18 protein-coding genes, 1 tRNA gene and 1 pseudogene are annotated in these 22,040 nt (G+C 71.3%); 7 read left to right on the top strand and 13 right to left on the bottom strand.

Annotated elements, in window-relative coordinates; translation table 11 throughout:
- Positions 1–148: 148 nt before the first annotated feature.
- From ACH442_RS09920 to ACH442_RS09930, 3 genes are all read right to left on the bottom strand, one after another.
- Entirely contained in the window at positions 149–523 is a 375-nt protein-coding gene (locus tag ACH442_RS09920; RefSeq protein WP_396337546.1) for a hypothetical protein, read from the bottom strand.
- A gap of 67 nt (positions 524–590) precedes the next feature.
- A complete protein-coding gene (locus ACH442_RS09925; RefSeq protein WP_396337547.1) occupies positions 591–1,856 on the bottom strand; it encodes a DUF1501 domain-containing protein in 1,266 nt (421 codons plus the stop codon).
- A gap of 2 nt (positions 1,857–1,858) precedes the next feature.
- Positions 1,859–3,445 carry a DUF1800 domain-containing protein gene (locus ACH442_RS09930; protein WP_396337548.1) on the bottom strand — a complete coding sequence of 529 codons (1,587 nt, stop codon included), beginning with the start codon at positions 3,443–3,445 and terminating at the stop codon, positions 1,859–1,861.
- Positions 3,446–3,526: 81 nt separating this feature from the next.
- On the opposite strand from ACH442_RS09930, the gene ACH442_RS09935 reads away from it, so the two are divergent.
- Positions 3,527–4,378 (top strand): spermidine synthase, encoded by an 852-nt coding sequence (locus ACH442_RS09935; protein ID WP_396337549.1) that lies wholly within the window; start codon positions 3,527–3,529, stop codon positions 4,376–4,378.
- Positions 4,379–4,537: 159 nt separating this feature from the next.
- The gene (locus ACH442_RS09940) at positions 4,538–5,494 is read left to right on the top strand and encodes a translation initiation factor 2 (protein WP_396337550.1); all 957 of its coding nucleotides are present in this window, start codon (positions 4,538–4,540) and stop codon (positions 5,492–5,494) included.
- Positions 5,495–5,716: 222 nt separating this feature from the next.
- Here the strand turns inward: ACH442_RS09940 and ACH442_RS09945 are convergent.
- From ACH442_RS09945 to ACH442_RS09955, 3 genes and pseudogenes are all read right to left on the bottom strand, one after another.
- Positions 5,717–6,700 (bottom strand): annotated as a pseudogene (locus ACH442_RS09945) (TerC family protein); the annotation flags it as partial.
- A gap of 85 nt (positions 6,701–6,785) precedes the next feature.
- Complete coding sequence (locus tag ACH442_RS09950; RefSeq protein WP_396337551.1) at positions 6,786–7,541, bottom strand: pentapeptide repeat-containing protein; 756 nt, start codon at positions 7,539–7,541, stop codon at positions 6,786–6,788.
- A 31-nt stretch (positions 7,542–7,572) separates the two neighbouring features.
- Entirely contained in the window at positions 7,573–8,832 is a 1,260-nt protein-coding gene (locus ACH442_RS09955) for an acyltransferase family protein (protein ID WP_396337552.1), read from the bottom strand.
- Between the two features lie 57 nt (positions 8,833–8,889).
- Here ACH442_RS09955 and ACH442_RS09960 point away from each other — a divergent pair, with 57 nt between their 5' ends.
- Together ACH442_RS09960 and ACH442_RS09965 are read left to right on the top strand one after the other, a co-directional pair.
- Positions 8,890–9,723, top strand: a complete 834-nt coding sequence (locus ACH442_RS09960; RefSeq protein WP_396337553.1) for an esterase/lipase family protein — start codon at positions 8,890–8,892, stop codon at positions 9,721–9,723.
- Complete coding sequence (locus tag ACH442_RS09965; RefSeq protein WP_396337554.1) at positions 9,720–10,646, top strand: TAXI family TRAP transporter solute-binding subunit; 927 nt, start codon at positions 9,720–9,722, stop codon at positions 10,644–10,646. The genes ACH442_RS09960 and ACH442_RS09965 overlap by 4 nt, the downstream gene beginning before the upstream one ends.
- On the opposite strand, the gene ACH442_RS09970 is transcribed toward ACH442_RS09965, so the two are convergent.
- Entirely contained in the window at positions 10,643–12,070 is a 1,428-nt protein-coding gene (locus ACH442_RS09970; protein ID WP_396337555.1) for an ATP-binding protein, read from the bottom strand. The two genes, ACH442_RS09965 and ACH442_RS09970, sit on opposite strands and share 4 nt — an antisense overlap.
- 124 nt (positions 12,071–12,194) lie before the next feature.
- On the opposite strand from ACH442_RS09970, the gene ACH442_RS09975 reads away from it, so the two are divergent.
- A complete protein-coding gene (locus tag ACH442_RS09975; protein ID WP_396337556.1) occupies positions 12,195–12,905 on the top strand; it encodes a response regulator transcription factor in 711 nt (236 codons plus the stop codon).
- 106 nt (positions 12,906–13,011) lie between these two features.
- Positions 13,012–13,776, top strand: a complete 765-nt coding sequence (locus ACH442_RS09980) for a hypothetical protein (RefSeq protein ID WP_396337557.1) — start codon at positions 13,012–13,014, stop codon at positions 13,774–13,776.
- 54 nt (positions 13,777–13,830) lie between these two features.
- Here ACH442_RS09980 and ACH442_RS09985 read toward each other — a convergent pair whose 3' ends face one another.
- The 4 genes from ACH442_RS09985 to ACH442_RS10000 all read right to left on the bottom strand — a co-directional run bounded on the left by ACH442_RS09985 (position 13,831) and on the right by ACH442_RS10000 (position 17,475).
- Positions 13,831–14,814, bottom strand: coding sequence for a hypothetical protein (locus tag ACH442_RS09985; protein WP_396337558.1), 984 nt, complete (start codon positions 14,812–14,814; stop codon positions 13,831–13,833).
- Positions 14,811–15,176: a PadR family transcriptional regulator gene (locus tag ACH442_RS09990; protein WP_396337559.1), complete on the bottom strand. Its 366-nt coding sequence runs from the start codon at positions 15,174–15,176 to the stop codon at positions 14,811–14,813. The genes ACH442_RS09985 and ACH442_RS09990 overlap by 4 nt, the downstream gene beginning before the upstream one ends.
- A 395-nt stretch (positions 15,177–15,571) precedes the next feature.
- Positions 15,572–15,645, bottom strand: a tRNA-Met gene (locus ACH442_RS09995).
- 402 nt (positions 15,646–16,047) lie between these two features.
- Positions 16,048–17,475, bottom strand: a complete 1,428-nt coding sequence (locus ACH442_RS10000; protein ID WP_396337560.1) for an MFS transporter — start codon at positions 17,473–17,475, stop codon at positions 16,048–16,050.
- Between the two features lie 66 nt (positions 17,476–17,541).
- Here ACH442_RS10000 and ACH442_RS10005 point away from each other — a divergent pair, with 66 nt between their 5' ends.
- Positions 17,542–18,126, top strand: coding sequence for a helix-turn-helix domain-containing protein (locus tag ACH442_RS10005; RefSeq protein ID WP_396337562.1), 585 nt, complete (start codon positions 17,542–17,544; stop codon positions 18,124–18,126).
- On the opposite strand, the gene ACH442_RS10010 is transcribed toward ACH442_RS10005, so the two are convergent.
- Positions 18,107–20,212 (bottom strand): galactose oxidase-like domain-containing protein, encoded by a 2,106-nt coding sequence (locus ACH442_RS10010; protein WP_396337563.1) that lies wholly within the window; start codon positions 20,210–20,212, stop codon positions 18,107–18,109. The genes ACH442_RS10005 and ACH442_RS10010 overlap by 20 nt on opposite strands.
- Before the next feature lie 432 nt (positions 20,213–20,644).
- The gene (locus tag ACH442_RS10015) at positions 20,645–21,832 is read right to left on the bottom strand and encodes a thioester domain-containing protein (RefSeq protein WP_396337564.1); all 1,188 of its coding nucleotides are present in this window, start codon (positions 21,830–21,832) and stop codon (positions 20,645–20,647) included.
- Positions 21,833–22,040: the final 208 nt, after the last annotated feature.

The raw sequence follows: 22,040 nt of genomic DNA on the forward strand, positions 1-22,040 counted from the left end.
CGCCCGGCCCGCCCCCCCCCCCCCCCCGGGGGGGGGGGGGGGCCCCCCGCGGGGGGCCCCCCCCCCCCCCCCCCGGCCCCCCCCCCGCCGGGTGGGTGACGCGGGCCGCGGGATCGAGCCGGGACCAGGTCGCGGGCGGTCCGGGCGGTCAGATGCTCAGGGGCTCGGGGCCGGGGTCGTCGTCGACGGAGAAGAGCATCGGGTGCAGCGGCAGGTACGTGTCCGGCTGCCGGCAACTGGCCGGTGGCAGCAGTGACGACCGGTGCTCCGGATGCTCCTGGCAGTGCCGCGTCGCCCGCAGGACCGCGTCCGGGTGATGCCGGCCGCCCCCGTACTCACCGCAGCTCTCGCAGTCCCACCGCCAGAACGGCAGCCCTTCGTCCGAGGTGTGCCGGCGAATTCTGAGCGGCGGCCCGGCCTGGTGCGTGGCCGCGCGCAGGATCGCCGGCATCTTCCCGGTGGGCGGCGGGCCGGGCGGGCGCCGCTGCCCCCCGATGAGCTCGGCCAACAGGTTGCTGGTCACCGTCACCTCCGTACGTCGAAAATGTCGGTGTCAGTGTGGAACGGGGACTATGTCGTGAATCGGGGTTTCACCGCGCGGTCACCACACCGAGCGACGATGCCGCGACGCCGGGGAAGACCGGGGCCAGATCGCCTATGCCGCACCGGGCGCGGAGGATCTCGCCGATCACCGCGCGGTAGTCGGTGGTGACGGCCAGGTCGCCGTCGCGCAGCTGACCCGCGCCGAGGCCCGGCCACCTGCCGTGGACCTGGCCGCCGCGGACCCCGCCGCCGAGCACGAACATGGCGTTGCCGTACCCGTGGTCCAGCCCGCCCGAGCCGTTCTGCGTGACCCGCCGGCCGAACTCGCTGATCGTGACCAGCGTGACCCGGCGCAGCCCGTCCGGCCCGAGGTCGGCCGCGAACGCCGCGATCGCGCTCGCCAGCCGGGCGAGCTGGTCGTGCATGCGCCGGCCGGGCTGGGCGATGCCGAGGTTCTCGTGCATGTCCCAGTCGCCGGAGTCGACGGTCGCGGTCATCAGCCCGGCGCCCGCCTTGATCATCCGGGCGACGTCGCGCAGCGCCGCCCCGAGGTCCGTCGACGGGTACACCGCCCCGTTCGCCGGCGTGTACCCGGCTGCCCGCAGAGCCTTGCCCCGGTTCAGCGCGCCGGTCAGCTGGCCCGCGGTCCGCGCCAGCGCCGCCGGCGCGCCCTTGTAGAGCGCCGCCATCGTCGCCGCGAGCGGCTTGGCCGCGTCGTCACCGGTCAGTGCGAGCCCGTCGATCGAGGTCACGCCGAGGTAGGGCGCGGATCCGTCGAGCACCCGGGCCGGCCGGGCGGTCCCCATCGCGATCGCGTCGAACGGGTCGTCGGCGCCGAGCGAGCCGAGCATCCGGTTCAGCCAGCCGGTCCGCAGCGAGGTGCCGGGCGCGGCCCGTTCCAGTTCCTCCATCGCGGAGAAGTGCGACCGGTTCGGGGCCGGCTGCCCGACCGCCTGCACGGCGGCGAGCTTGCCCGACGTCCAGTACGGCAGCAGCGGCGCCAGTGCCGGGTGCAGCCCGAAGTACGTCCCGCCGCCGATCAGCTGCGACTTCGGCACCGCGATCCCGGGCCGGGCGGTGTAGTACGCCGGGTCGCCGGCCGGCACCACCGCGGAGAGCCCGTCGAACCCGCCGCGCAGCGAGAGCAGCACCAGCACGTCCCCGGAGTACGCCGGGTCGGCCGCGAACGCCAGCTGGGTGTCGAGCTGCGAGCCGGTCAGCCCGGCGAACGCCCCGGCCGCACCGGCGGCGAGCAGCCGGCGCCGGGAGAGGGTCGCGCGGCGGGACTCGTCACATTCACAGGTCAGCGTCATCGTCACCTCAGGGCGAAGTTCGGGCTGTTGAGCAGCATCGTCATCAGGTACGGGTACATCCAGCCAACCGCCGGATCGTTGTATTTCAGGGGCGCCGCCGGTGTCTTGCCGTAGAAGCCGGCCAGCGCCGCGGTCTGCTCGCCGCCGAGGGTGACCCCGAGCAGCCGCTTGGCCGTCGCGTCGATCAGCGCGCCGTAGGTGGCCGGCCGCGCGCCGATCATCCCGGTCAGCAGGTCGGCCGGTTTGACCAGGTCAGCGGGCCAGTACCCGGCGGCGATGGAGAGGTGGAAATTCCACCGGACCAGCAGGCCGGACGGCGACGACCAGGCCGCGGCGACGTCCGGGTACCCGTTCGGCGGCCCCCACAACAACGGGGCCTGGCCGGCGTTGCGGGCCATCCAGTAGAGGCTCTCGTACGTCTTGGTCCCGCTCGGCGGCGGCCCGTAGCCGAGAATCCGCACGGTCGCGGCCAGGTCCTCCAGCGGCGTGCGGGTCTTCGCCCCGGCCGCCGCGGCGAACTCCGCCGACGTGAACAGCGCCCGCAGCACCGGCCCGATCGCCGACCGGTTGTCCAGGTAGACCTTGACCAGCTTGGTGACCAGCGTGGCCGGCGGCACGTCGGCGACGAACCGGACGCAGAGCTTGGTGACGATCCGGCGCGCGGTCGCCGGGTGCATCGTCAGGTAATCGAGGAACGCCATGGCGGCCGCCTCCCCGCCGGTCGTGGTGGCGTTGGCGTGCGTGAACCCGAGGATCTTGACCGCGCCGACGACGTGGTCGGCGGCGGCGTACCGGTACTGCCCGGTCGCGTTGTCCACGGTCAGGCCGGTCAGCAGCTTCGCGGCGTCCTTGACGTCCGGTTCGGCGTACTCCAGGCCGACGGTGTGCAACTCCATCAGCTCACGGCCGTAGTTCTCGTTCGGCGCGAGCCGGGTGGAGAACCGGTTGTCCAGGTAGGTGAGCATCGCCGGGTGCCGCGCCGACGCCTTGAGCAGGTCCGCGAACGTGCCCAGGGCGTACTTGCGGATCACGTTGCGGTCGTAGTCGGTGCGGCTGTCCCAGACGTCGCCGGACGGGCACGTCACGTTGAGGTGGTTGGACCAGAAGTCGCACATCACCTCGAACAGCTGGCGCTCGCTCCAGATCGCGCGGACCGGGGCCGCGAACGAGAGCTGCCACATCGGGTTCCAGTCGAACTGCTTGAGCGCTCCGGCCGCCACCTTGGCCCGGATCTCGCCGATGCTCAGGGCGCACAGCGGCAGCCGCGCGATCAGCGCGTCGGCCTTGCTGTCGTCGATGCCCGCCGGGTTGAGCTGCCGGTCCAGCCAGGCGTCGGCGCCCAGCGCGCGGATCTCGGCGATGGCGGCGGGGCTCGGCCCGAAGGTCGCCCGGCGCAGCAGGTGCAGCAGCGGGTCGGCGGGGAGGAGCCCGGCGGTCTCCTCCTCGATCACGACGCCGGGCTCCACCGCAGTGTGCAGCTGGGAGTCGGCGAGGGCGGGCGAACCCGTGGCAAGCACGGCCGCCGCGCCGGCCGCGGCCGCGCCGCCGATCGCCGTACGCCGGTTCAGGGTCTGCTCGAATACCGTCACGGGGTAAACGTCGGAAGTTTCCGCGATCACCATCGCGTTCCCGGCCCGGTGCTACCGAATCGCTCCCGGCACAATTGCCGGATGGCACAGCGCAGGGCGTCACGACGGCGTAGTGAGACGGTCGCCTCGGGCATCGCGGAACTGGTCCCGGACCCGGACCGGGACACCGCGTTCACGCTGCTGCTCGACGACGCGCCGCAGTCACACGTGGACCTGGCCGACCCGACGTACCTGCAGTTCGAGTACGTCCGGCGGATCGCCGCGGCGATCGACCTGGTCGCCGGGCCGGGCCGGCCGCTGCGCGCGCTGCACCTGGGCGGCGGCGCGCTGACCCTGCCGCGCTACCTGGCCGCCACCCGCCCCGGGTCGCAGCAGCGGGTGGTCGAGATCGACGGGCCGCTGGTCGAGATGGTCCGCCGGGAGCTCCCGCTCCCGGAGCGGGCGAACATCCGGGTCCGGGTCGGCGATGCGCGCGAGGCCGTCGAGAGCATGAAGGACAGCGCGTACGACGTGATCGTGCTCGACGTCTTCGCCGGCGCCCGCACCCCGGCGCACCTGACCTCGCTGGAGTTCGCCCAGCAGCTGGCCCGGGTGCTCGACCCGTCCGGCTGGCTGATCGCGAACATCGCCGACGGTCCGCCGCTCAGACACGCCCGTGCTCAGGTGGCTACGCTGCGTGCGGTTCTGCCGCAGGCCTGTCTGGTGGCCGACGCGGCGGTGCTCCGCGGCCGCCGGTTCGGCAATCTGGTGGTGCTCGCCGGGCGCACCCCGCCGCCGGTGGCCGAGCTCACCCGCCGAGCCGCCGGGGACTGGTTCCCGGGGCGGGTGGAGACCGACCTGGATCGGTTCGCGGCCGGCGCGACGCCGGTCCCGGACGCCTCGGCGGTCGCCTCCCCCGTACCACCGGCCGGGCTGTTCGGTAACCGAAAGTGATGGTAGGTTCGGCCGATCGTTCACCGGTCATCACCGTCCGGTGTCGAATCCGGAAGATCGGATGTGATTCGCGTCGAGCGACTGGCGACACTGGTAGGACAACGCTGTAATCGTTTCGGCCGCGTTTATCCGATCGCGGCGTGAACGGGGAAGGCAACCATGTTCCACCAGCACTTCCTGTCCGCACCGGGCACCGACCTCGGACCGCTGGACGGCGGCGAGCGGGTGCTCTGGCGCGGCCGCTGCGCCGTGGCCGAATATGCCTTCGACGAGGCCTCCTCGCTACCGCGATGGACCTTGCCGGAGGAGACCGAGGTCCTCGTGACCGACCGCCGGGTTCGCTACACGTATGCGGGTGAGAGCACGCTGAGTAGTGGTGAGCTCTTCTGGCTGTGGCCGCAGCACCTGCGGGTGCAGCCGGGGAACCGGGATCTCGGCCGGACCGCGACCGTCACCCAGATCCAGCTGGTCTGCAACGGGCCGGAGGGCAGCTTCCCGGCGCTGGTGTTCGCCGGCGGGGCCCTGGCGACCGTGAACGACGCCGACAAGCTGGCGAACGTGCTGCGGCAGGCGATCGCCCGTTTCCGGGTGGAGAACCAGACCGAGATCGGGGTCGCCCCGGTCCACGCGCGGATGCTGTCGCGCCTGGTCATCGGCCCCGAATTCCAGAACTTCCAGGGCGGCGAGGGGCAGACGGTGACGCTGCTCGGCTCGGTCCCGGTGCCCGCCCCGGAGCCGTCCGAGCCGGTCTACGACGAGCCCGCCTACGCCGACGAGCCGGTGTATGCCGAGGCGGTCTTCGCGGAGCAGTCGTACTCCGAGCCGGTCTACGAGAACGCCCCGGTCTCCTCGACGCCGGTGTCGGCGCTGCCCACCTCGGGCGCCCGCGGGCAGGACCGGCCCGGGATCGCCGCCGACGCCGTCCGCGCCGAGCAGGCGATGCGCGCCGAACAGGACATCCGTTACACCGAGCCGGACCTCGCGTCCCGGGCGTCGAGCCTGGCCGCCCGCGTCGCCAGCCTGCTGTCGGCGGACGAGGACGACGGCTTCGCCGGCCAGACGACGAACCTGTCCGCTTACCTCAACCGGGCGGACGACCCGCAGTCACGCCGCTGACGGCTCGCGCTGCACGAAGCAGTGGCCGGCCTCGACCCGTTCCGCGTGCACCCGGTGCGCGCGGCGCAACAGGTCGGCCAGCTCACCCTGCCGGACGCGCTCGCGGTAGCGCTCCGGCAGGGACTCCAGGTTCTGTTCCTCGTCCAGGAGCAGGTGGTAAACCTCGTCGCAGTAGGCCGGGTCCTTCTCGATCTCGAGGAACTCGTTCGCCCGGCGTCGCGCCGCCGCGGCGTACGTCCGGGCCCGGCCCTTGGGGCTGAGCAGCGAAGCCACCACCGTGACCAGCAGCACCCCGACGATGATGCCGAGCGAGGCGACCGTCGGGATCTCGATCACCCCGATGTGCTCGCCGTCGTTGATGAACGGCACGTTGTTCTGGTGCAGGGCGTGCAGGATCAGTTTCACGCCGATCAGCCCGAGGATCACGGCCAGCCCGTAGGAGAGGTACACCAGGCGGTCCAGCAGGCCGTCGATCAGGAAGTACAGCTGACGCAGCCCGAGCAGCGAGAACGCGGTCGCGGTGAAGACCACGTAGACGTTCTGGGTGAGCCCGAAGATCGCCGGGATCGAGTCCAGCGCGAACAGGATGTCGGTGCCCCCGATCGCGACCATGACCAACAGCATCGGGGTCAGCATCCGCTTGCCGTCGCGGTAGGTGACCAGCTTGTCACCGTCGAAGGTGTCCGTGGTCCGCAGCACCCGCCGGGCCAGCCGGATCGCCACGTTGTCCGGCGCCTCCTCGCCCTCGCCCTTGTCGCGGACCAGGTTGCCGGCGGTGAACAGCAGGATCAGCCCGAAGATGTAGAAGATCCAGGCGAACGAGTTGATCAGCGCCGCGCCGAGCAGGATGAACGCCGTCCGCGCGACGAGCGACACCGCGATCCCGACCAGCAGCACCTTCTGCTGATCGGCCCGGGGCACCTTGAAACTGCCGAGCAGGAGCAGGAAGACGAAGAGGTTGTCGACCGAGAGCGCCTCCTCGGTGACATAACCGGCAAAATACTCGGTGCCCATCGTGGACCCGCCGAACACCCAGACCCCGGCGCCGAACAGGATCGCGATCGACACGTAGATCCCGGTCCACAGAGCAGCCTCACGCAGCCGCGGCACGTGCGCCCGCCGGACGTGAACGAAGAAGTCGAACAGCAGCAACCCGATGATCCCGAGAACGGTCAGGAGCCACACCACGCCGGACACATCCTGCATCGACACAGCTTAGAGGCGAACGGCCGAGCCCACAGCACGGCGGGAGGGGCTGTCGGGTGGATCACGCGACCGCCCCTCCCGATCGCTAAGCGGCGTCCGTCACCGCCGCGCGCAGTTGTGCGGCGGTGAGGAACAGTGCTCCGGTCAAGTCCGCACCCCGCAGGTCGGCGCCCCGCAGATCGGCACCGGTGAAATCCGCCCGCCGCAGATCGGCGCCCCGCAGGTCGGCCCCGATCAGCAACGCGCCGCGGAAACTGGCCCCGCGCAGGTCGGCCCCACGGAACCGGCGACCGATCAACTGAGCACCACTGTGGTCCGGGCGGCGACCGCCGGCCCCGGCCCGGGCCAGGTCACTGGCGCGCCGCAGCAGAGGAACCACCTTTTTGCGGTACGTGTCGACGTCCAGTCCCCGCAGCTCGGCGGCGGGTCGCGCGGCCACCGCGTCGATCTCGTCCCGGGCCGCCCGCAGCTTCGGGTGCAGCGCCTCGGCCTCGTCCAGCTCCAGCGCCTCGGTGAGCAGCCACAGCAACTCGTGCAGCTGACGCATCACCGGCAGGACGGCGAACATCGCGCCGGCGATCTCCGGGGTGCCCCGCCAGTCGCGCCCGCCGAACGTCTCCTGAGTGATCCGCTGGCCGGCCCCGAAACAGTCGAACACCACGCAGCCACGGAACCCGCGCTGCGGCAACTGCTCGTGGATCGTGCAGCGGAAGTCGTCACCCAGGTTGCGGCACGCCTGGCCGGCCGGCTTGTTCACGGCGAAGTCGGAGGACTTGGCGAACGCCGGGGCGACGCAGCACAGGGCCGCACACCGGGTGCAGTCGGCTTCGAGTTCGGTCACGGGACGGTGTCCGTACGTACTGAATGAATGATCATCTCTCCTCGCGCCCCCGAGCGGACCGCACCAACCGGCCCTCCCGGGCCCGCCGCGGCAGCACGAAGTCCTGGGCATCGGCCACCGAGGCGGTCCGCAACTCGGCCAGCGCCTGCCGCAGGCTGTCACGAACCCACTTGGCCAGCGGCCGCTCCACCAGGCGGTGGACCAGCCAGGACAGGCCGAGCAACAGTACGACAGCGCCGAGCACCAGCATCCAGGCGGGGAGCCCGGTCCAGTCGTGCGCGTGCCGGATCAGGGTGTACCCGATCCGCTGATGCAGCAGGTAGAACGGGTAGGTCAGCGCGCCCGCGACGGTCAGCCGGCGCCAGCGGATCCGATCCGTCCAGCCCAGCGCGATCACCAGCACCGCCGCGAAGGCGAGCGTGACGATCAGCAGGCCCGGCCAGACCGGCACGGGGAAACCGGGGTCGAGGTCGCTCACCCGGTCGCTGACCCGCGCGACCCCGAGCAGCCAGGCGAAGCCGTAGATGCCGACCAGCAGCGTCGAGCGCCCGAACCGGTGGATCAGGAACGCGGCGATGCCGGCGACGAAGTACGGCGCGTACTGCGGAATCGCGATCACGTCGAGCGCCGTGCTGCCCAGCGCCGGCCCGATCGCCGCGACGGTCATCCAGACCGCGCAGAAGAGCACCACCCGGCGGTACGTCAGGCCGAACGCCGCCAGCGCCGCGAAGAGCAGGTAGAAGCGCAGCTCGACGAAGAGCGTCCAGTAGACGGTGTCGACCGCCGGGATACCGAGCGGCTCCTGCAGCATGGTCAGGTTCGCCGCGATCTCCCGCACCCCGGGCCTGCCGGTGACCGTCACCCCACCGTCGATCGGCGCGAGCGTGACCACCGCCGCGGTGATCAGCACGCACGCCCAGTACGCCGGGTAGAGCCGGCTGACCCGGGACGTGAAGAAGTCGCCCAGGCCGCGGTTCCAGCTGCTCATGCCGATGACGAACCCGCTGATCAGGAAGAACAGCTCGACGCCGAGGAAGCCGTAGACGGTGACGTGGGCCAGGTGCGGCAGGAAGTACGCCGGCTCGTGCTCCCCGTCCATCCGCCACGCCACGGTCAGGTGGAACCCCGCCACCGCCAGGGCCGCGATCAGCCGCAACGCGTCGAGCGTGGCCAGCCGGACCGGCTCGCGCGCCGCGGGACGGGCCGGGCGCGCGGACACGGCGGCTTGGCGGTGCTGAGTTCGCGGCAGCGTCCGAGTTTGCCCGCTTTTAGTAGTGTTCTGGTTCGTCATCGGAGCGGAATATAGCCGCCGGAGCCGGAAAGCACCCGCCGACCTAAGATCCACGACATGGACGCCGATCTGCCCGTGATCTTCAGCCGACGGGCCGCTCTGCGCCACAGCGCAGCGCATCCGCGCGGGCTTCCGCCCGGCGCACGCCGCCCCGGCGACGGCTCTCCGGTCACCGGTTCGGTACCGGTGATCCTGGTCCACGGCACGAACGGGCGCTCCTCGTCCGACTGGTTCACGCTCGCGCCGCTGCTCGTCAACCACGGCCGGGAGGTCTACCCGTTCGACTGGCGGCGCGCCCGCCCGGCCGACGGCGTCAGCGCCACGCACCGGCACGCGCTGGAGCTCGCCGCGTTCGCCGACACGGTCCGTACGGCCACCGGCAGCGACCGTGTCGACGTCGTCGGCCACTCGTGGGGCGCGGTCCTCGCCCACTATCTCGTCCGCTGCCTGCCCGCCGAGCCGTCCGCCGCGGCCGTCCGCACCGTGGTCGGCCTCGCCCCCACCTACGGCGGCACCACCCTGCACGGCCTGCTACGACAGCCGCACCGCCTGCCGGCCGGTCTCCGGCGCCGGCTGGACGCGAAGATCCCCACCTGGCTGGAACAGATCCCCGGCTCGGCCGTCCTGACCGCGATCCAGTCCGCCCCGGCAGCCCGGTCGGCCCGCTTCACCACGATCGTGACCCGTTACGACCAGATGGTGACGCCCTGGACCGCGTCCCTGACCGCGGCACCCCACGCCACCCCGGTCGTGCTGAACCGCACCGCCGTCGTCGGCCACCTCGGCATCCTGCACCACCGGTCGTCGTTGACCCAGGTGGTACGCGCGATCGAGGCCACCGGACAGCCGGGGCCGGACACGGGACCCGGCATGGCACGATCGCTCGGGTGATCGGCAGGCGAAGTTTCCTCGGCGCCACGGCCGCCGGCGTGATCACGCTGCTCACCGGGTGCGACGAGGGCGAACATCCGGCCGGGTCGCTACGCATCGCGACCGGCGGTCACGGCGGCGTCTACTTCCGCCTCGGCGAGGGGCTGGCCCGGGCGATCCGCGAGCAGTATCCCGGGCTGCGCCCCGAGGTGCTGGTCACCAACGCCTCGGTCAGCAACGTCGCGCTGGTGAACCGGGGCGCCGCCGAGGTCGGGTTCACCCAGGCTGACGTCCTGACCGGCGCCGGCCCGGCCGATCCGCTGGCGCTGGCCCGGCTGCACGACGACTACCTGCACCTGGTCGTCCGGGCCGACAGCGGCCTGCATGCACTGGGCGACCTGCGGCACCAGCGGGTGTCGCTGGGCGCGGCCGGCTCGGGTACCGAGATCAGCGCGCGACGGCTGCTCGACGTCGCCGGCCTCCGGCCCGGGACCGACCTGATCGATCCGGGACTGGGCCTCGACGACGCGGTGTCCGCCCTGGCGACGCAAGCGGTCGACGCGTTCTTCTTCTCCGGCGGGTTGCCGGTGGCGGCGGTCGCCGCCCTCGCCGCGGACGTACGGATCCGGCTGATCGGCCTGCGCCGGTACGTGCCGGCCCTGCGGCGGCGCTACGGCGAGGTCTACGCCGAACGCAACATTCCGACCGGGGTCTATCCGACCGCGCCCGTGGTCACCGTCGCGGTGCCGAACTACCTGGTGGCACCGCCCGGCCTGCCCGAGCCGACCGCGTACGCCGTGACCCGCCTGCTGATGGAGGAACCGGACCTGCTGCGGGCCGCCCATCCGGCGGCGGACCGCTTCAACCGGCGCAACGCCATCGTGACCGAGCCGCTGGCCCTGCACCCCGGCGCGGTCCGCTACTACCGGGAGAGCAAGCCCTAGGGCGTCGCCAGATCCAGGGTGACCGCCAGACCGCCGTCCTCGGCCGCCCCCAGACGCAGGGTTCCCCCGGCCGCCTCGGTCAGCGTCGTGGCGATGGAGAGCCCGAGACCGTGACCGTCGATGTTCTGCACGCTCGCGGCCCGCCAGAACCTCTCGTTCGCCCGGGAGAGCTGCTCCGCGTTCAGGCCCGGCCCGTCGTCGGCGACCGTGACCCGCGGCCGGGCGCCGCCGGTGACCAGCACGGTAACGGTCCGGGCGCCGAACTTCACGGCGTTGTCGAGCAGCGTGTCCAGCGTCTGCTCCAGACCGGTCGGGACGCTGCACACCGGTACCGCACCGGGCGGGGCGTCGAGCCGGACCGTGACGTCACGCGCCCGCGCCACCGGCTGCCAGTCGCGCACCCGGGCAGCCGCGACCGCGACCGCGTCGACGGTCTCGACACGGTCGCCACCGCATTCCGACCGCGCCAGGATCAACAGCGCCTCGATCATCCGCCGCAGCCGGTCGACCTCCTCCACCGCGAACCGGTGCTCGGACCGCCCCTGTTCGGTCAGCGCCTCCTCCTCCAGCGCCTCCAGCCGCAGCAGCAACGTGGTCAGCGGGTTGCGCAGCTGATGGCTGGCCTGCGCCACGAACGCCTGCTGGCGAACCATGACGTCACTGACCCGTTCGGCCATGTGGTTGAAGGCACTGCCCAGCCCCCGCAGCTCGGCCGGGCCGCTGTCGGCCGGGACGCGGACGGCGTACTCACCGGCGGCCAGGGTCTGCGCTGCCGCGTCCAGGGCACTCACCGGCCGCAACGTCCACCGCGCCAGGCCGGCCGCCATCAGTGCGCACCCGGCCAGCACCACCAGGCCGGCGGCGGACCACATCAGCCACTCCCGGACGGTGGCCGAGCGCAATCGGCCGGTCGGCGAGACCGTCACCACGGCGCCGATCACCTCGCCGTTGCTGGAGACCGGCACGGCGACGACCAGGCTCGAGTCGTCCCACGGCCAGATCCGGGTGTCGCCGCCGACCTGGCCGCCGGCCAGCGCACGGCGCATCGCGGCGCTGATGTCGGCCCGGCCCAGGACCGATGCCCCGGCCTGGTGAGCGGTGAATGCGACCACGGTGCCCGGCTCGGTCCCCGAGGGCTCGCCGAGTGCCTCCAGGGCCGTCACGACACGTCCGTCCATGTCGACGACGTCCGCGCTGATGCCGTAGAGCTCGCCGTACCGCCGCAGCGTCGCGAGCAGTGTCCGGGACTGCCCGGTGCGCAGCGCCGGCTCCGCGACCGAGGCCAGGTAGACCGCGTCGGCGAGCCGGTCGGCGGCGATCCGCTCGCTGTTGCGGCGCAGTGAGGTCACCGCCAGCGGCACCGCCAGCGCCAATAGCACCGCCACCAGCAGCAGGCCGTAACTCACCGCCAGTCGTCGCCGCACGGTCCACACCCTCCCCCGACGGAATCGCCGCCGCCGCGAAACACCCTAGGGGGAACAATTATCGGAGGGCTTGCGCGGCCCATTAAAACAGCATGTGGAATGGCGTGGCTACCCTCCCCGTACTATGCGAGTACTTCTTGTCGAGGACGACGTCCGCGTTGCCGCCGCTCTTTCCGCCGCCCTCCAGCGCCGCAAATACACGGTGACCTGCTCGACCAGCGCACGCGAGGCGCTGACGTTCACCGACATGGATCTGGTGCTCCTCGACATGGGCCTGCCGGACGGCGACGGCGTGACCGTGTGCCGTCAGCTGCGGCGGCGTGACCCCGAGGTGCCGATCATCGCGGTGACCGCCCGGGGCGCCGAGCACGACCGGGTCGCCGGGCTGCAGGCCGGCGCCGACGACTACGTGGTCAAGCCGTTCTCGATGGCGGAGCTGCAAGCGCGCATCGAGGCGGTGCTGCGCCGGACCGTGCACCGCGCCCGGGCCGCCGACACGGTGCTGGTGGGCGGCCTGCGGCTGGACGCCACCGCCCGCAGCGCCACCGACGACGGCCGGGACCTGATGCTCACCCGCAAGGAGTTCGACCTGCTCCTGACGATGGCTCGGCGGCCGGACACGCCGGTGTCCCGCAACGAGCTGTTGCTCGCCGTGTGGCACACGACGGTCGGCGGGGACCACACGCTGGAGGTCCACATCGCCGCATTACGCCGCAAGATCGGCGCGCCGGGCCGGATACGTACGGTCCGCGGCGTCGGTTACGCGCTGAGCTCGAGTGGGCCGCTCCCTCAAGAGATCCTCAAGAAACATCCCGGCCAATCGTCGTCAATATGAGCCGGTGTTAGTTTTCCTGCCGGCTGACGAACCGAATTGAGCACAGCATTCCCGCCCGGGCTCAACGGTCGAAGCCATTTCTTGCAGGATTACGGGGAGGAAAGAAATGGCAAGAACGAGGATCCTCGCGGTTTCGCTCGTCGCGGTGGGCGCCCTGGTGCTCCAGCAGAACGCCGCCGTGGCGGCGCCGGTCGGCAGCGGGACCACCGCTCCGGCTCCGAACGCCGCCGCGGTCAGCGAGGCGCGGGCCGCGATCGCTGCCGCCGCGGCGAAGGCCACCGCAGCCGAGACGGCCAAGCGGGCCAGCGACGCAGCCGCCGCGAGCGCCGTCGACGCCGCGTCCCGGGCCCGGGCGGCGGCTGCCGCCGCTCGTGCCGCGCTGGCTGCGGCCGCCGCCGAGGCCGCCGAGGAGGAGCGGCTGGACGCCGAGGTCTCCGTCGGCCTGAGCATCATCGAGAACATCCCGGACGAGATCGAGAACGACGAGGCCGCCGTTCAGGCGTACCTGGACCGGGAGACCGCGGTCGCGCAGTCCGAACTCGGCTCCGCCGCGGCGACCGCCACCGGCACGGTGCACGCCTTCAGCAGCACCTGGGGCTGCGTCTCCGCCGTGGTCATCGCGCTTGCCTCGAACGTCTTCTCGATCAGCAAGATCCTCAAGATCAAGCGGATCATCAAGGCGGTCGGCGGCGTCAAGAAGGTCGTCAAGAAGGTCCGCGCGGTCTACAAGGAGGCCCGCAAGGCCAAGTACAGCAAGACGGACGCCCTCCGTCTCGGCGTGATGGAGGCGGTCGGCGGCCTGGGCACCGAGGCGGTCAGCCTGCTGCTCTCGTTCTTCAGCCTGGACAAGGTCTACTCGAACTGCTTCTGACCTCAGCTCCGGCTGTGGCCGGTCGCCCGACGCGGGCGACCGGCCACAGCCGTTTCACCGCTTACGGATCAGTCGCGTCACGGCGACCGCGCCCAGCAGGGCCACCGCCGACGCGAGGACCGCGGCCACCGGGTGATCATCGCGCCAGTGGCCGACCGCGACCTGGATCGCCGCCACGGTGCCGGCCACCGTTGACACCAAGGCGGCGGCCGGGCCACGCCACCAGGGCACCTGCCGGGTCGTCTCCCCGACGGCCAGCTCCGCCGCGTACTCCCCGGCCGGGCCGAACTCCTCGGACGCGGTGCCGCCGGACGCGGCGAGATGCTGCTCGGCCTCGGCCACCAGCTCGTCCGCCCGCCCCGCAGGCAGGTCGTGCCGCCCGATCAGTAGCCCACGCAGCTCACCGGACCACTGCCGGGATCCGGAATCCCCACCCCCGGCCGGCCGGCGCCGGGACGCGCGAGTACGGCTCAGCCACCAGACCAGGACGGCGGCCACCAGCACGACCACGGCCACCGGCAGCGCACCGAACCGGGTCTGGGGGAGCTGGGTGAACGCCACGCCCGAGGCCACCGCCAGCACCGAGCCCGCCCCGTAGGCCCATCGCACCCCCTGCGGCCGGCCGGCGGCCCGGGCCGCGTCCGGAACACCGAGCACGACGACCCAGCAGAGCGCGAACAGCAAAGAACCGGTCAGGCCCGCCACGGTCACCGGGAAGGTCAGAGCACCCCGGGTCAGCGCCGCCAGCAGCACCGCGGGAATCGTCAGCACCGCCAGGACGAGGAGCGCCCCCGAAACGTGCTCGATCGGCGTCATGCCCTGGGTGTCGTGAGCGGCCCGCTCGGCGGCCGGTCGCTCCTGCGCGGCGGCCACCGCGAACGCGTCCGGCGTGCCCAGCGCCTCCCACGGATCCTGCCCGCTCTCCACCCAGTGGCTCTTGGCGGCGGCGATCAGCGGACCGGCCGCGCCGTGGTCGATGCCACGGTCACTCATCGCAAGCCGGGCGGCGAGCTCCCACGACTCGAACGACGTCCTCATGCCGTCTCCTTCGCACCCTCTGCCATCATCCGGCTCACGGTGGCCGCGAACCGCTCCCATTGCTCCCGATCCCGGCCCAGCCGCTGCCGCCCGGACCGGGTCAGCGCATACACCTTGCGGCCAGGGCCGCCCTCGCCCGCGTGCCAGGTCGCACTCACCAGCGACTCGGCCTCCAGCCGGTTGAGCACCGGGTAGAGCGACCCTCCACGGATCACCCCGAACCCCCAGCCCGACAGCTGCTGAGCCAGCGCATAACCATGCCGATCACCCCCCGCGAGGATCGACAGGATCCCCATGTCCAGCACCGCCCGCACCCACCCTGCGGGCAGCTCCTCCCGTGCCTGTTCACCCGGCGGAGACAAGTACTCCTCCAAATTAGTAGAGCAACCTACCTAGATACGTTACTCACTAGATACGGATCAGACTAGCCCCAGCCGGCAAACCATCACATCGAAGAAGTAGAAAGACGTCCGCTCCCGAGCCCGCCCACCTGAAGCCCAGCCCCGCACCCACCGCCAGGCCGGCCCTCAAAGCCCCAACGCACCAAGCCCAGCCAAACACCAAGCCCAGCCACGCACCCACCGCAAGACCGGCCCTCAAAGCCCCAACGCACCAAGCCCAGCCAAACACCAAGCCCAGCCACGCACCCATCGCAAGAATCCGTAACGCGGGGTTTCAGGGGGCTCGGCCCCCTGAGCAGATATACGAAGAGGGCCCCCGTTCGCGCTTTCCGCGAACAGGGGCCCTCTATCCCTCGTAGCGGGGACAGGATTTGAACCTGCGACCTCTGGGTTATGAGCCCAGCGAGCTACCGAGCTGCTCCACCCCGCGTCGGTATGGGTAAAGCTTAGCTCGTCGTCCGGACCCCCTTGCAGCCGGGTCAGCTTTGCCCTTGATCCGCAGGTCACCGGCCCTTTACCAAGTGCCCGGCAAGGCAGCCGAGGGCCCGGGCGATGCCGCCGGGGGCCCGGTGATGCGGCCGGACGCCCGGTGACCGGGTTGACCCCGGGCCGGAACGGCGTGAAGTCCCCGGAGGCCGCTGTCGTCGCCGACGCCACCAGCGCGGTCACCACGGCCAGCACCAAGGCCGTCCCGACCTGGCCGGACGACTGCACCAGCCCGGAGGCCAGTCCTTGTTCCGAGTCGTCGATGCCGTCGGTCGCCTGGGCCATGATCGAGCTGAACCCGAACGCGAACCCGCCGCCCAGCATCGCCGCGGCGTCTTCGTCGAGATCACCGCGGCCGGGCGGCAGCGCTGGGCCGAGGCTCGCAAGACCCACCTGGCCGTCCTCGCCGAGCACCTGGCCCCGGCCACCTGGGCGAAACCTGCGCCACCAGCAGCAACGCCGCGCCGCAGACCGCGACGACAGCCCAGCCCGGGCGGATCGCGACGGCCAGACCGGCTGGTTCGGTGTCCGCGACCAAACCGCCGGCGAACGCGATGCCGAGCGCCGCACCCAGTTGACGCGCGGTCGAGGCGATGCCGCCGGCCACCCCGGAACGTTCCGGCGGCAGCCCGCTGACCGCGGTGTTGGTGATCGGCGCGTTGGCGAACCCGACCCCGGCCCCGATCAGCAGATACGCCGTCAGCAGCAGCGGGAGCCCGGGGTGATCGCCGAGCACGACGAGCAGGGCGCCACCGGACGCGGTGCTCGCCCCGGCCAGCCGCAGCGGCAGGCGCGGTCCGGCCCGGCCGACCAGATATCCGGAGAGCGGCGCGCAGACGGTCGCGGCCACCGCCATCGGCAACGTCACCAGGCCGGCCGCGAGCGGGTCCAGACCACGCCCCTGCTGCAGGTAGAGGGTGCCGAGCAGGAGCGCCGCGTTCAGCGCGACGAAGGTCACCACAGCACCACTCACGGCGGCGGTGAACGGGAGCCGCCGGAACAGCCGCAGGTCCATCAACGGTTCGGCCCGGCGCGCCTCGACCCGGACGAACAAGATCAGGAGCAGGACGATCACGACGTACGCGCTGATCGCGAACCGGGACCACCAACCCGCCCGCGGCCCTTCGATGAGGAGGGTGACCACCGCGGTGATCAGCGCGATGAGAAGGGCCTGGCCGAGCAGGTCCAGCCGGCGTGGCCGCGGTGCGCGCGACTCGGGGACGAGGACGGCGGTGAGCACGAGAACCACCGCGATGATCGGCAGGTTCGCCCCGAAGACCGCCCGCCAGCCCGGGCCGCTGATCAGCGCGCCCCCGAGCACCGGACCGGCCGCCATGCTGAGCCCGAAGACCGCCGCCCAGATCCCGATCGCCTTCGCCCGTTCCCGCGGATCGGTGATCATAGTCACCACGATGGCCAGGGCGACCGGGCTGAGCATCGACCCGCCCACGCCCTGCACGACCCGCGCCGCTACCAGCGCCTCCCAGCCCGGCGCGAGCGCGCACCCGGCCGACCCGGCCGCGAACAGCACGAGCCCGAGCTGGAAGACCCGCCGCCGACCGGCCCGGTCGGCGAGCGCACCCGAGGTGATCAGCAGGCCGGCCAGCACCAGCGTGTAGGCATCGACAGTCCACTCCAGCTCGCGGACGCCGAGGTGCCACTCCCGCCCGATCGACGGCAGCGCCACGTTGACGACCGTCGTGTCCAGCCCTACCAGGAAGATGCTGGTACAGCAGATCGCCATTACCACCCATTGACGCGTCTTGTCTCTCACACCGGGATCGTGGCTGCGTGGCACCTCCCGCTACCAGGAAATTTGCGAAGACCGCAAACTGGTCCGATGGACCCGACCCTGGCCGCGCTGCTCGACGGCATCGGCCCGCGCCTGCGCCGGATCCGGCAAGAGCGCGGCCAGACCTTGGAAGCGCTTGCCGCCGTGACCGGGCTGTCGATCAGCACGCTGTCGCGGCTGGAGTCCGGCCGGCGCCGGCCCACGCTCGACCTGCTGATCCCGCTGGCGCAAACGCATCGGATGGCGCTCGACCATCTCATCGGCGCGCCGCCCACGGGCGATCCCCGCGCTCACCTGACGCCGCACCGCCACGATCAACGGACCGGGAATCCGAGCGTGGTGGTGCCGCTGACGACGTACCCCCATCGTCTTCAGGTCTTCAAACAGATCCTCGGGCCGAGCCCGGCACCGACGCGGCTGGTCACCCACCCGGGGCACGCCTGGTTCTATGTTCTCGCCGGGGACGTCCGCTTGCTGCTCGGTGACCGTGAGCTGCTGCTGCAGCCGGGTGACACGGCGGATTTCGACTCCGCCGAGCCGCACTGGTTCGGTGCCGCCGGTGAGCGGGCCGCGGAGGTCCTGCATCTCTACGGCCCGCACGGCGATCGGCCCGCTACCACGTCCACTTCGTGAGCGCGGCACCGTCGCAGGCCGCCAGCCGGACCTGGGCCTGGTTCGACGCCGACGCGGTGGCCAGGCACACCGTGGACACGGTGGACGGCCGGATCGTGCCGTCGCGGTAGAACGTCCACCGTTGCGGGTTGCTGGCGTTGCAGCTGAAGGTCCAGACCCGCTGGCCCGCGACGTAGTTCCCGAACGGCACGTCGACGCAGTTGCCCTGGACCCGGATCGACCGGTCGTTGAGCAGCCAGGTCATCGACTGCGCGGCGCCGCCGTTGCAGTCGTAGGTCCACAGGTAGGTCTCCACCGTGGTGGACGAGAACGGCACGTCGAGGCAGCGGCCGGTGCTGTTCTTCACCGCGTTCATCAACGGGCGGATGTTCTTGCCGACGTTGACCATGCTGGCGACCGACGGCACCCCGTCGGCGCCGACGATGAAGAGCATGTAGTAGCCGGGCGGCGCCACCCCGCCGGTTTGCGGGCCGGTGACGGTCAGCGTCGTGCCGGACTTCGAGAACCTGAGCGGGATGTAGCGTTGCCCCTGGTCCTGGCCGTGCGTCACGTCGCTGAGCCCGACCAGCGCGACCTTCGCCACGGTCGCCGCCTGCGGGGAGGTGACGGTGAACGCGGTGTTGATCCCGACCGTGGCCGGCGCACCGGAGATCACCGGGCGGTCGGCGAGTTGCCCGCTTCCGTCCTTCTTGTAGAGGTACGGCGGCGTGAAGTACTCCACGTTCTTCTCCAGATAGCCCGCGGCCACACAGCCACCGCAGACGCCGCCCCCACCGGTGATGACCCGGCCGTCCGGCAGCAGCGCGGCCGTCGAGTGGTACTGCCGGACGCGGCTCGCACCGGCCAGCGTCGTCCACTGGCCGGTCACCGGATCCCACACCTCGGCCGCCGTGACCGCGTGGGCCAGGTCGAACCCGCCGCCGTTGGCCTCCGTGCTCATCCCGCCGGTGACCAGCACCTTGCCGTCGGCCAGCAGGGTGGCGTTGGCCTGCCGCCGGCCCGTCGACATGGACGCCGCGGCGGTGTAGACCGGCGTGTTCCACGGGTTGGTGTCGATCATGACGGACGTCTTCGTGGGTACGTTGGCCTGACCGTTCTCGGTCACGTTGCCGCCCCCGACGACGAGCGTCCTACCGACGTCGTACGTCGCGAAGCTCCCGTAGTCACGGTTGATCGAGTCCCGCGTGGTGGTCGCGGTGACCACGCCCGTACCCGAGGTGTTGATCGTGTACCCGGTCGTCGACGGGCCGTAGAGCCCGACCTGGGTGTCCGGCCGCGAGCCGAGGAACGGGTAGAGCCGCGCGCTGTACTTCGTGAAACCGGTGAGCGACCGGAGGCGGTTGTCCGTCCCGAAGACCTCCGCGGTCGCCGGGCCACCGCCGACGATCACGCCCTCACCCTGGGCATTCTCCGTGACCGAGGGGTACCAGCGCCCGGCCGCCATCAGCCGGCCGACGCTCCAGCGCTCCTCCTGCCACACGAAGACGTACGTGGTGAGCGTCCCCTCCAGCTTGGAGTTGAGGTTTCCCCCGGCCACCAGGATGTTGCCGTTCGCCAGGTGCGCGAACCCGGCGCAGAAGATGTTGGTGCCCTGCAGGTCGACCCGCTTGTACGTGTTGTCGACCGGATTCCAGAGCATCACCCGGGTGAAGTTGTGCGTCGGGTACGACTCGGCGGCATCGTCCCCGACCGAGTCCCAGATCAGCACCTTCCCGTTCGGCAGGACCGCCTGGAAGACCGGGACCACCGGCGTGTTCACCACCGGGCTCCACGTCCCGGAGACGCCCGGATCGGCGACCGCGTTCGCCTTGAACGGCGCCAGGCCGGGCCGCCGCCCGGTCGCCTTCTGGATCCGCGCCGCGTTCGCCGCGGTCTGCTTCTCGATCTCGGACATCGGCGTGCCGGCCAGGTCGTACTCCAGGTGCTCGAGGCTGTCGTCCGCGCCCCCGGCATGCTCGTGCACGTCCTGCTCGGCGGCGGCCGGCAGGCTCCCGGCCGCGGCGGTCACCGGATCGACCGCCGACGCCCCGAACAGAACCAGGACCGCCAGGACACCACAGGTGATGAATTCGCGTGCTCCACGCATCTCGATGCGTCCCTCCCCGAAGTCGAACACACTCGACCGCGGCGGCGCACGAACCCATTCCCGCACCCATTTCGGGCATCATTCACCTGGGGTCTGTGCGATATCCTCCCACGCCGCTGATCTCCTGTGTCCAGTCCGGCCACCCTAACCCTTCGCTTAGGAACTCTTCAATGTTCATCGGACGTCAATGCGTACTTAAATCGCCCTGGACGGGGCCGCTGAGCAGCTAGTTCATGTGCACGAAATCGGACTTACGGTCCACAGTCGCCATTTGAAGATCACTTCATGACGTACGCCGATGAAGGGTTTCCGGGGTGGATGACGGCCCGTCCGCCGGTTTCGTTCCTGGAAACGGCAATGGCCCGAACCGCAAATCGCAGCGGTTCGGGCCATTGTCGTCAGATCGGCCGACCTCGGGTCAGCAGAAACGCATCAGCTGGTGAAGCGGGTCCGGCGGCGGCGGACCATCAGCATGAGGCCGGCGCCGACGATCAGCAGCAGCGCGCCGCCGCCGATGACCGGGCCGGTCGCCGAACCGGTCAGGGCCAGCGCCCCACCGGAGGTCGGCGAGGTGCTCGTGGCCGGGACGGCGGCCGACGGGCTCTCCGAAGCGCTCTCCGACGGGCTGCCGGTGGCCGGCGGCGTCGAAGCGGACGAGGTGCTGGTCGCCGGCGCCGAGGACGAGGCGGTGGTGGCCGGAGTGGAGGTGAAGGTCGCCTCGGCCCCCGCGGTCACGGTCTTGCCGGTGCTGGAGCCCAGGATCAGCTTCTGGTGCTGGTCCTTGCCCCCGCTGAACAGGAAGACCCGGCCGAACGAGACGGACTCCTCGGCGGTCAGCTTGACGGCGACCTTGCCGGCCTCCGTCGCGGTCAGCCAGAACTGGCCGCCGTTGGTGGTCGTGGTGACCGGCTTGCCGGCGGCGTCCACCGCCGAGCCACCGGTGACGGCGACCTTCACGTCACCGGCCGGGCCGGCAACCGTGAACGGACCGGCCTTCTCGCCGACCTTCGCGGCCGCACCGGCGGGGCTGACGGTCAGCTGAGCGGCCGGCTCCGGCTGGTCGGTCGCATGCGTCGTCAGGTAGTCGTAGACACCCTTGATGACCGCGTACTGGTCCTTGTCGCCCAGCCCCTCCGAGTTCCAGGCATCCAGCGTGACGTTGTCGCTGAAGTACCAGATGGCGGTCTGGGTGCCGAAGTAGAGCAGCTTCTTGCTGTCGGCCCCGGCCGGGACCGTCACACCGGCCGCCTTCAGCAGCGCGGCCGAGTCACCGTTCGGGTAGCTGTGGGCGAGCACCCACTGCACCTTGGCCAGATTCTTGACCTCGGACTCGTTCCACGTGCCCTCGGTGTACGACTGGTCCGTGCCCAGCGGGGTGTGGAAGTCGATGCAGAAGGCCGGAACAGCCTCCTTCTCGCCCTTGATCTCCAGCGCGATCCCGCTGGTGTTCACGGTCTTGCCGTCCAGCAGCAGACTGACCGAGCTGTTATTCACGCTCCGCGGGACGCCCGTGGTCGCCTCGTCAGCGGCGGCGGGAGCGGCAGAGCCGATCAGCAGCGCCCCGCCGGCAACGGCAGCCAGGGTGGCATGCGCCCAGCGTCGTCCTCGTGTTCCGAGCATGACGTAGTGCACCTCTTTCAGGTAACGGCCCGCTCCTGGCGGGTGGCAGAGGCCGGTTCCCCGGGGACTGAGGACGCCCACACACAGAGAAGCCGACTCGGCATTCTGTGCAGATCCATATCCCTTTGTCATCCCTCAAACAGCATTACCTCGCACACTTTTCTCCACTTACACGCAGAGCAATTTCCCCCTCACCCAAACAGCCAAA

This window comes from Actinoplanes sp. NPDC020271 (assembly GCF_044388125.1).
Classification (GTDB): Bacteria; Actinomycetota; Actinomycetes; order Mycobacteriales; family Micromonosporaceae; genus Actinoplanes.

Bases quoted from the DNA above. Each gene is read 5' to 3' on its own strand.
- ACH442_RS09955 (WP_396337552.1), bottom strand. From the start codon at position 8,832: ATGACGAACCAGAACACTACTAAAAGCGGGCAAACTCGGACGCTGCCG.
- ACH442_RS09925 (WP_396337547.1), bottom strand. From the start codon at position 1,856: ATGACGCTGACCTGTGAATGTGACGAGTCCCGCCGCGCGACCCTCTCC.
- ACH442_RS10015 (WP_396337564.1), bottom strand. From the start codon at position 21,832: ATGCTCGGAACACGAGGACGACGCTGGGCGCATGCCACCCTGGCTGCC.
- ACH442_RS09960 (WP_396337553.1), top strand. From the start codon at position 8,890: ATGGACGCCGATCTGCCCGTGATCTTCAGCCGACGGGCCGCTCTGCGC.
- ACH442_RS09975 (WP_396337556.1), top strand. From the start codon at position 12,195: ATGCGAGTACTTCTTGTCGAGGACGACGTCCGCGTTGCCGCCGCTCTT.
- ACH442_RS09985 (WP_396337558.1), bottom strand. From the start codon at position 14,814: ATGAGGACGTCGTTCGAGTCGTGGGAGCTCGCCGCCCGGCTTGCGATG.
- ACH442_RS09980 (WP_396337557.1), top strand. From the start codon at position 13,012: ATGGCAAGAACGAGGATCCTCGCGGTTTCGCTCGTCGCGGTGGGCGCC.
- ACH442_RS09940 (WP_396337550.1), top strand. From the start codon at position 4,538: ATGTTCCACCAGCACTTCCTGTCCGCACCGGGCACCGACCTCGGACCG.
- ACH442_RS10005 (WP_396337562.1), top strand. From the start codon at position 17,542: ATGGACCCGACCCTGGCCGCGCTGCTCGACGGCATCGGCCCGCGCCTG.
- ACH442_RS09935 (WP_396337549.1), top strand. From the start codon at position 3,527: ATGGCACAGCGCAGGGCGTCACGACGGCGTAGTGAGACGGTCGCCTCG.
- ACH442_RS10010 (WP_396337563.1), bottom strand. From the start codon at position 20,212: ATGCGTGGAGCACGCGAATTCATCACCTGTGGTGTCCTGGCGGTCCTG.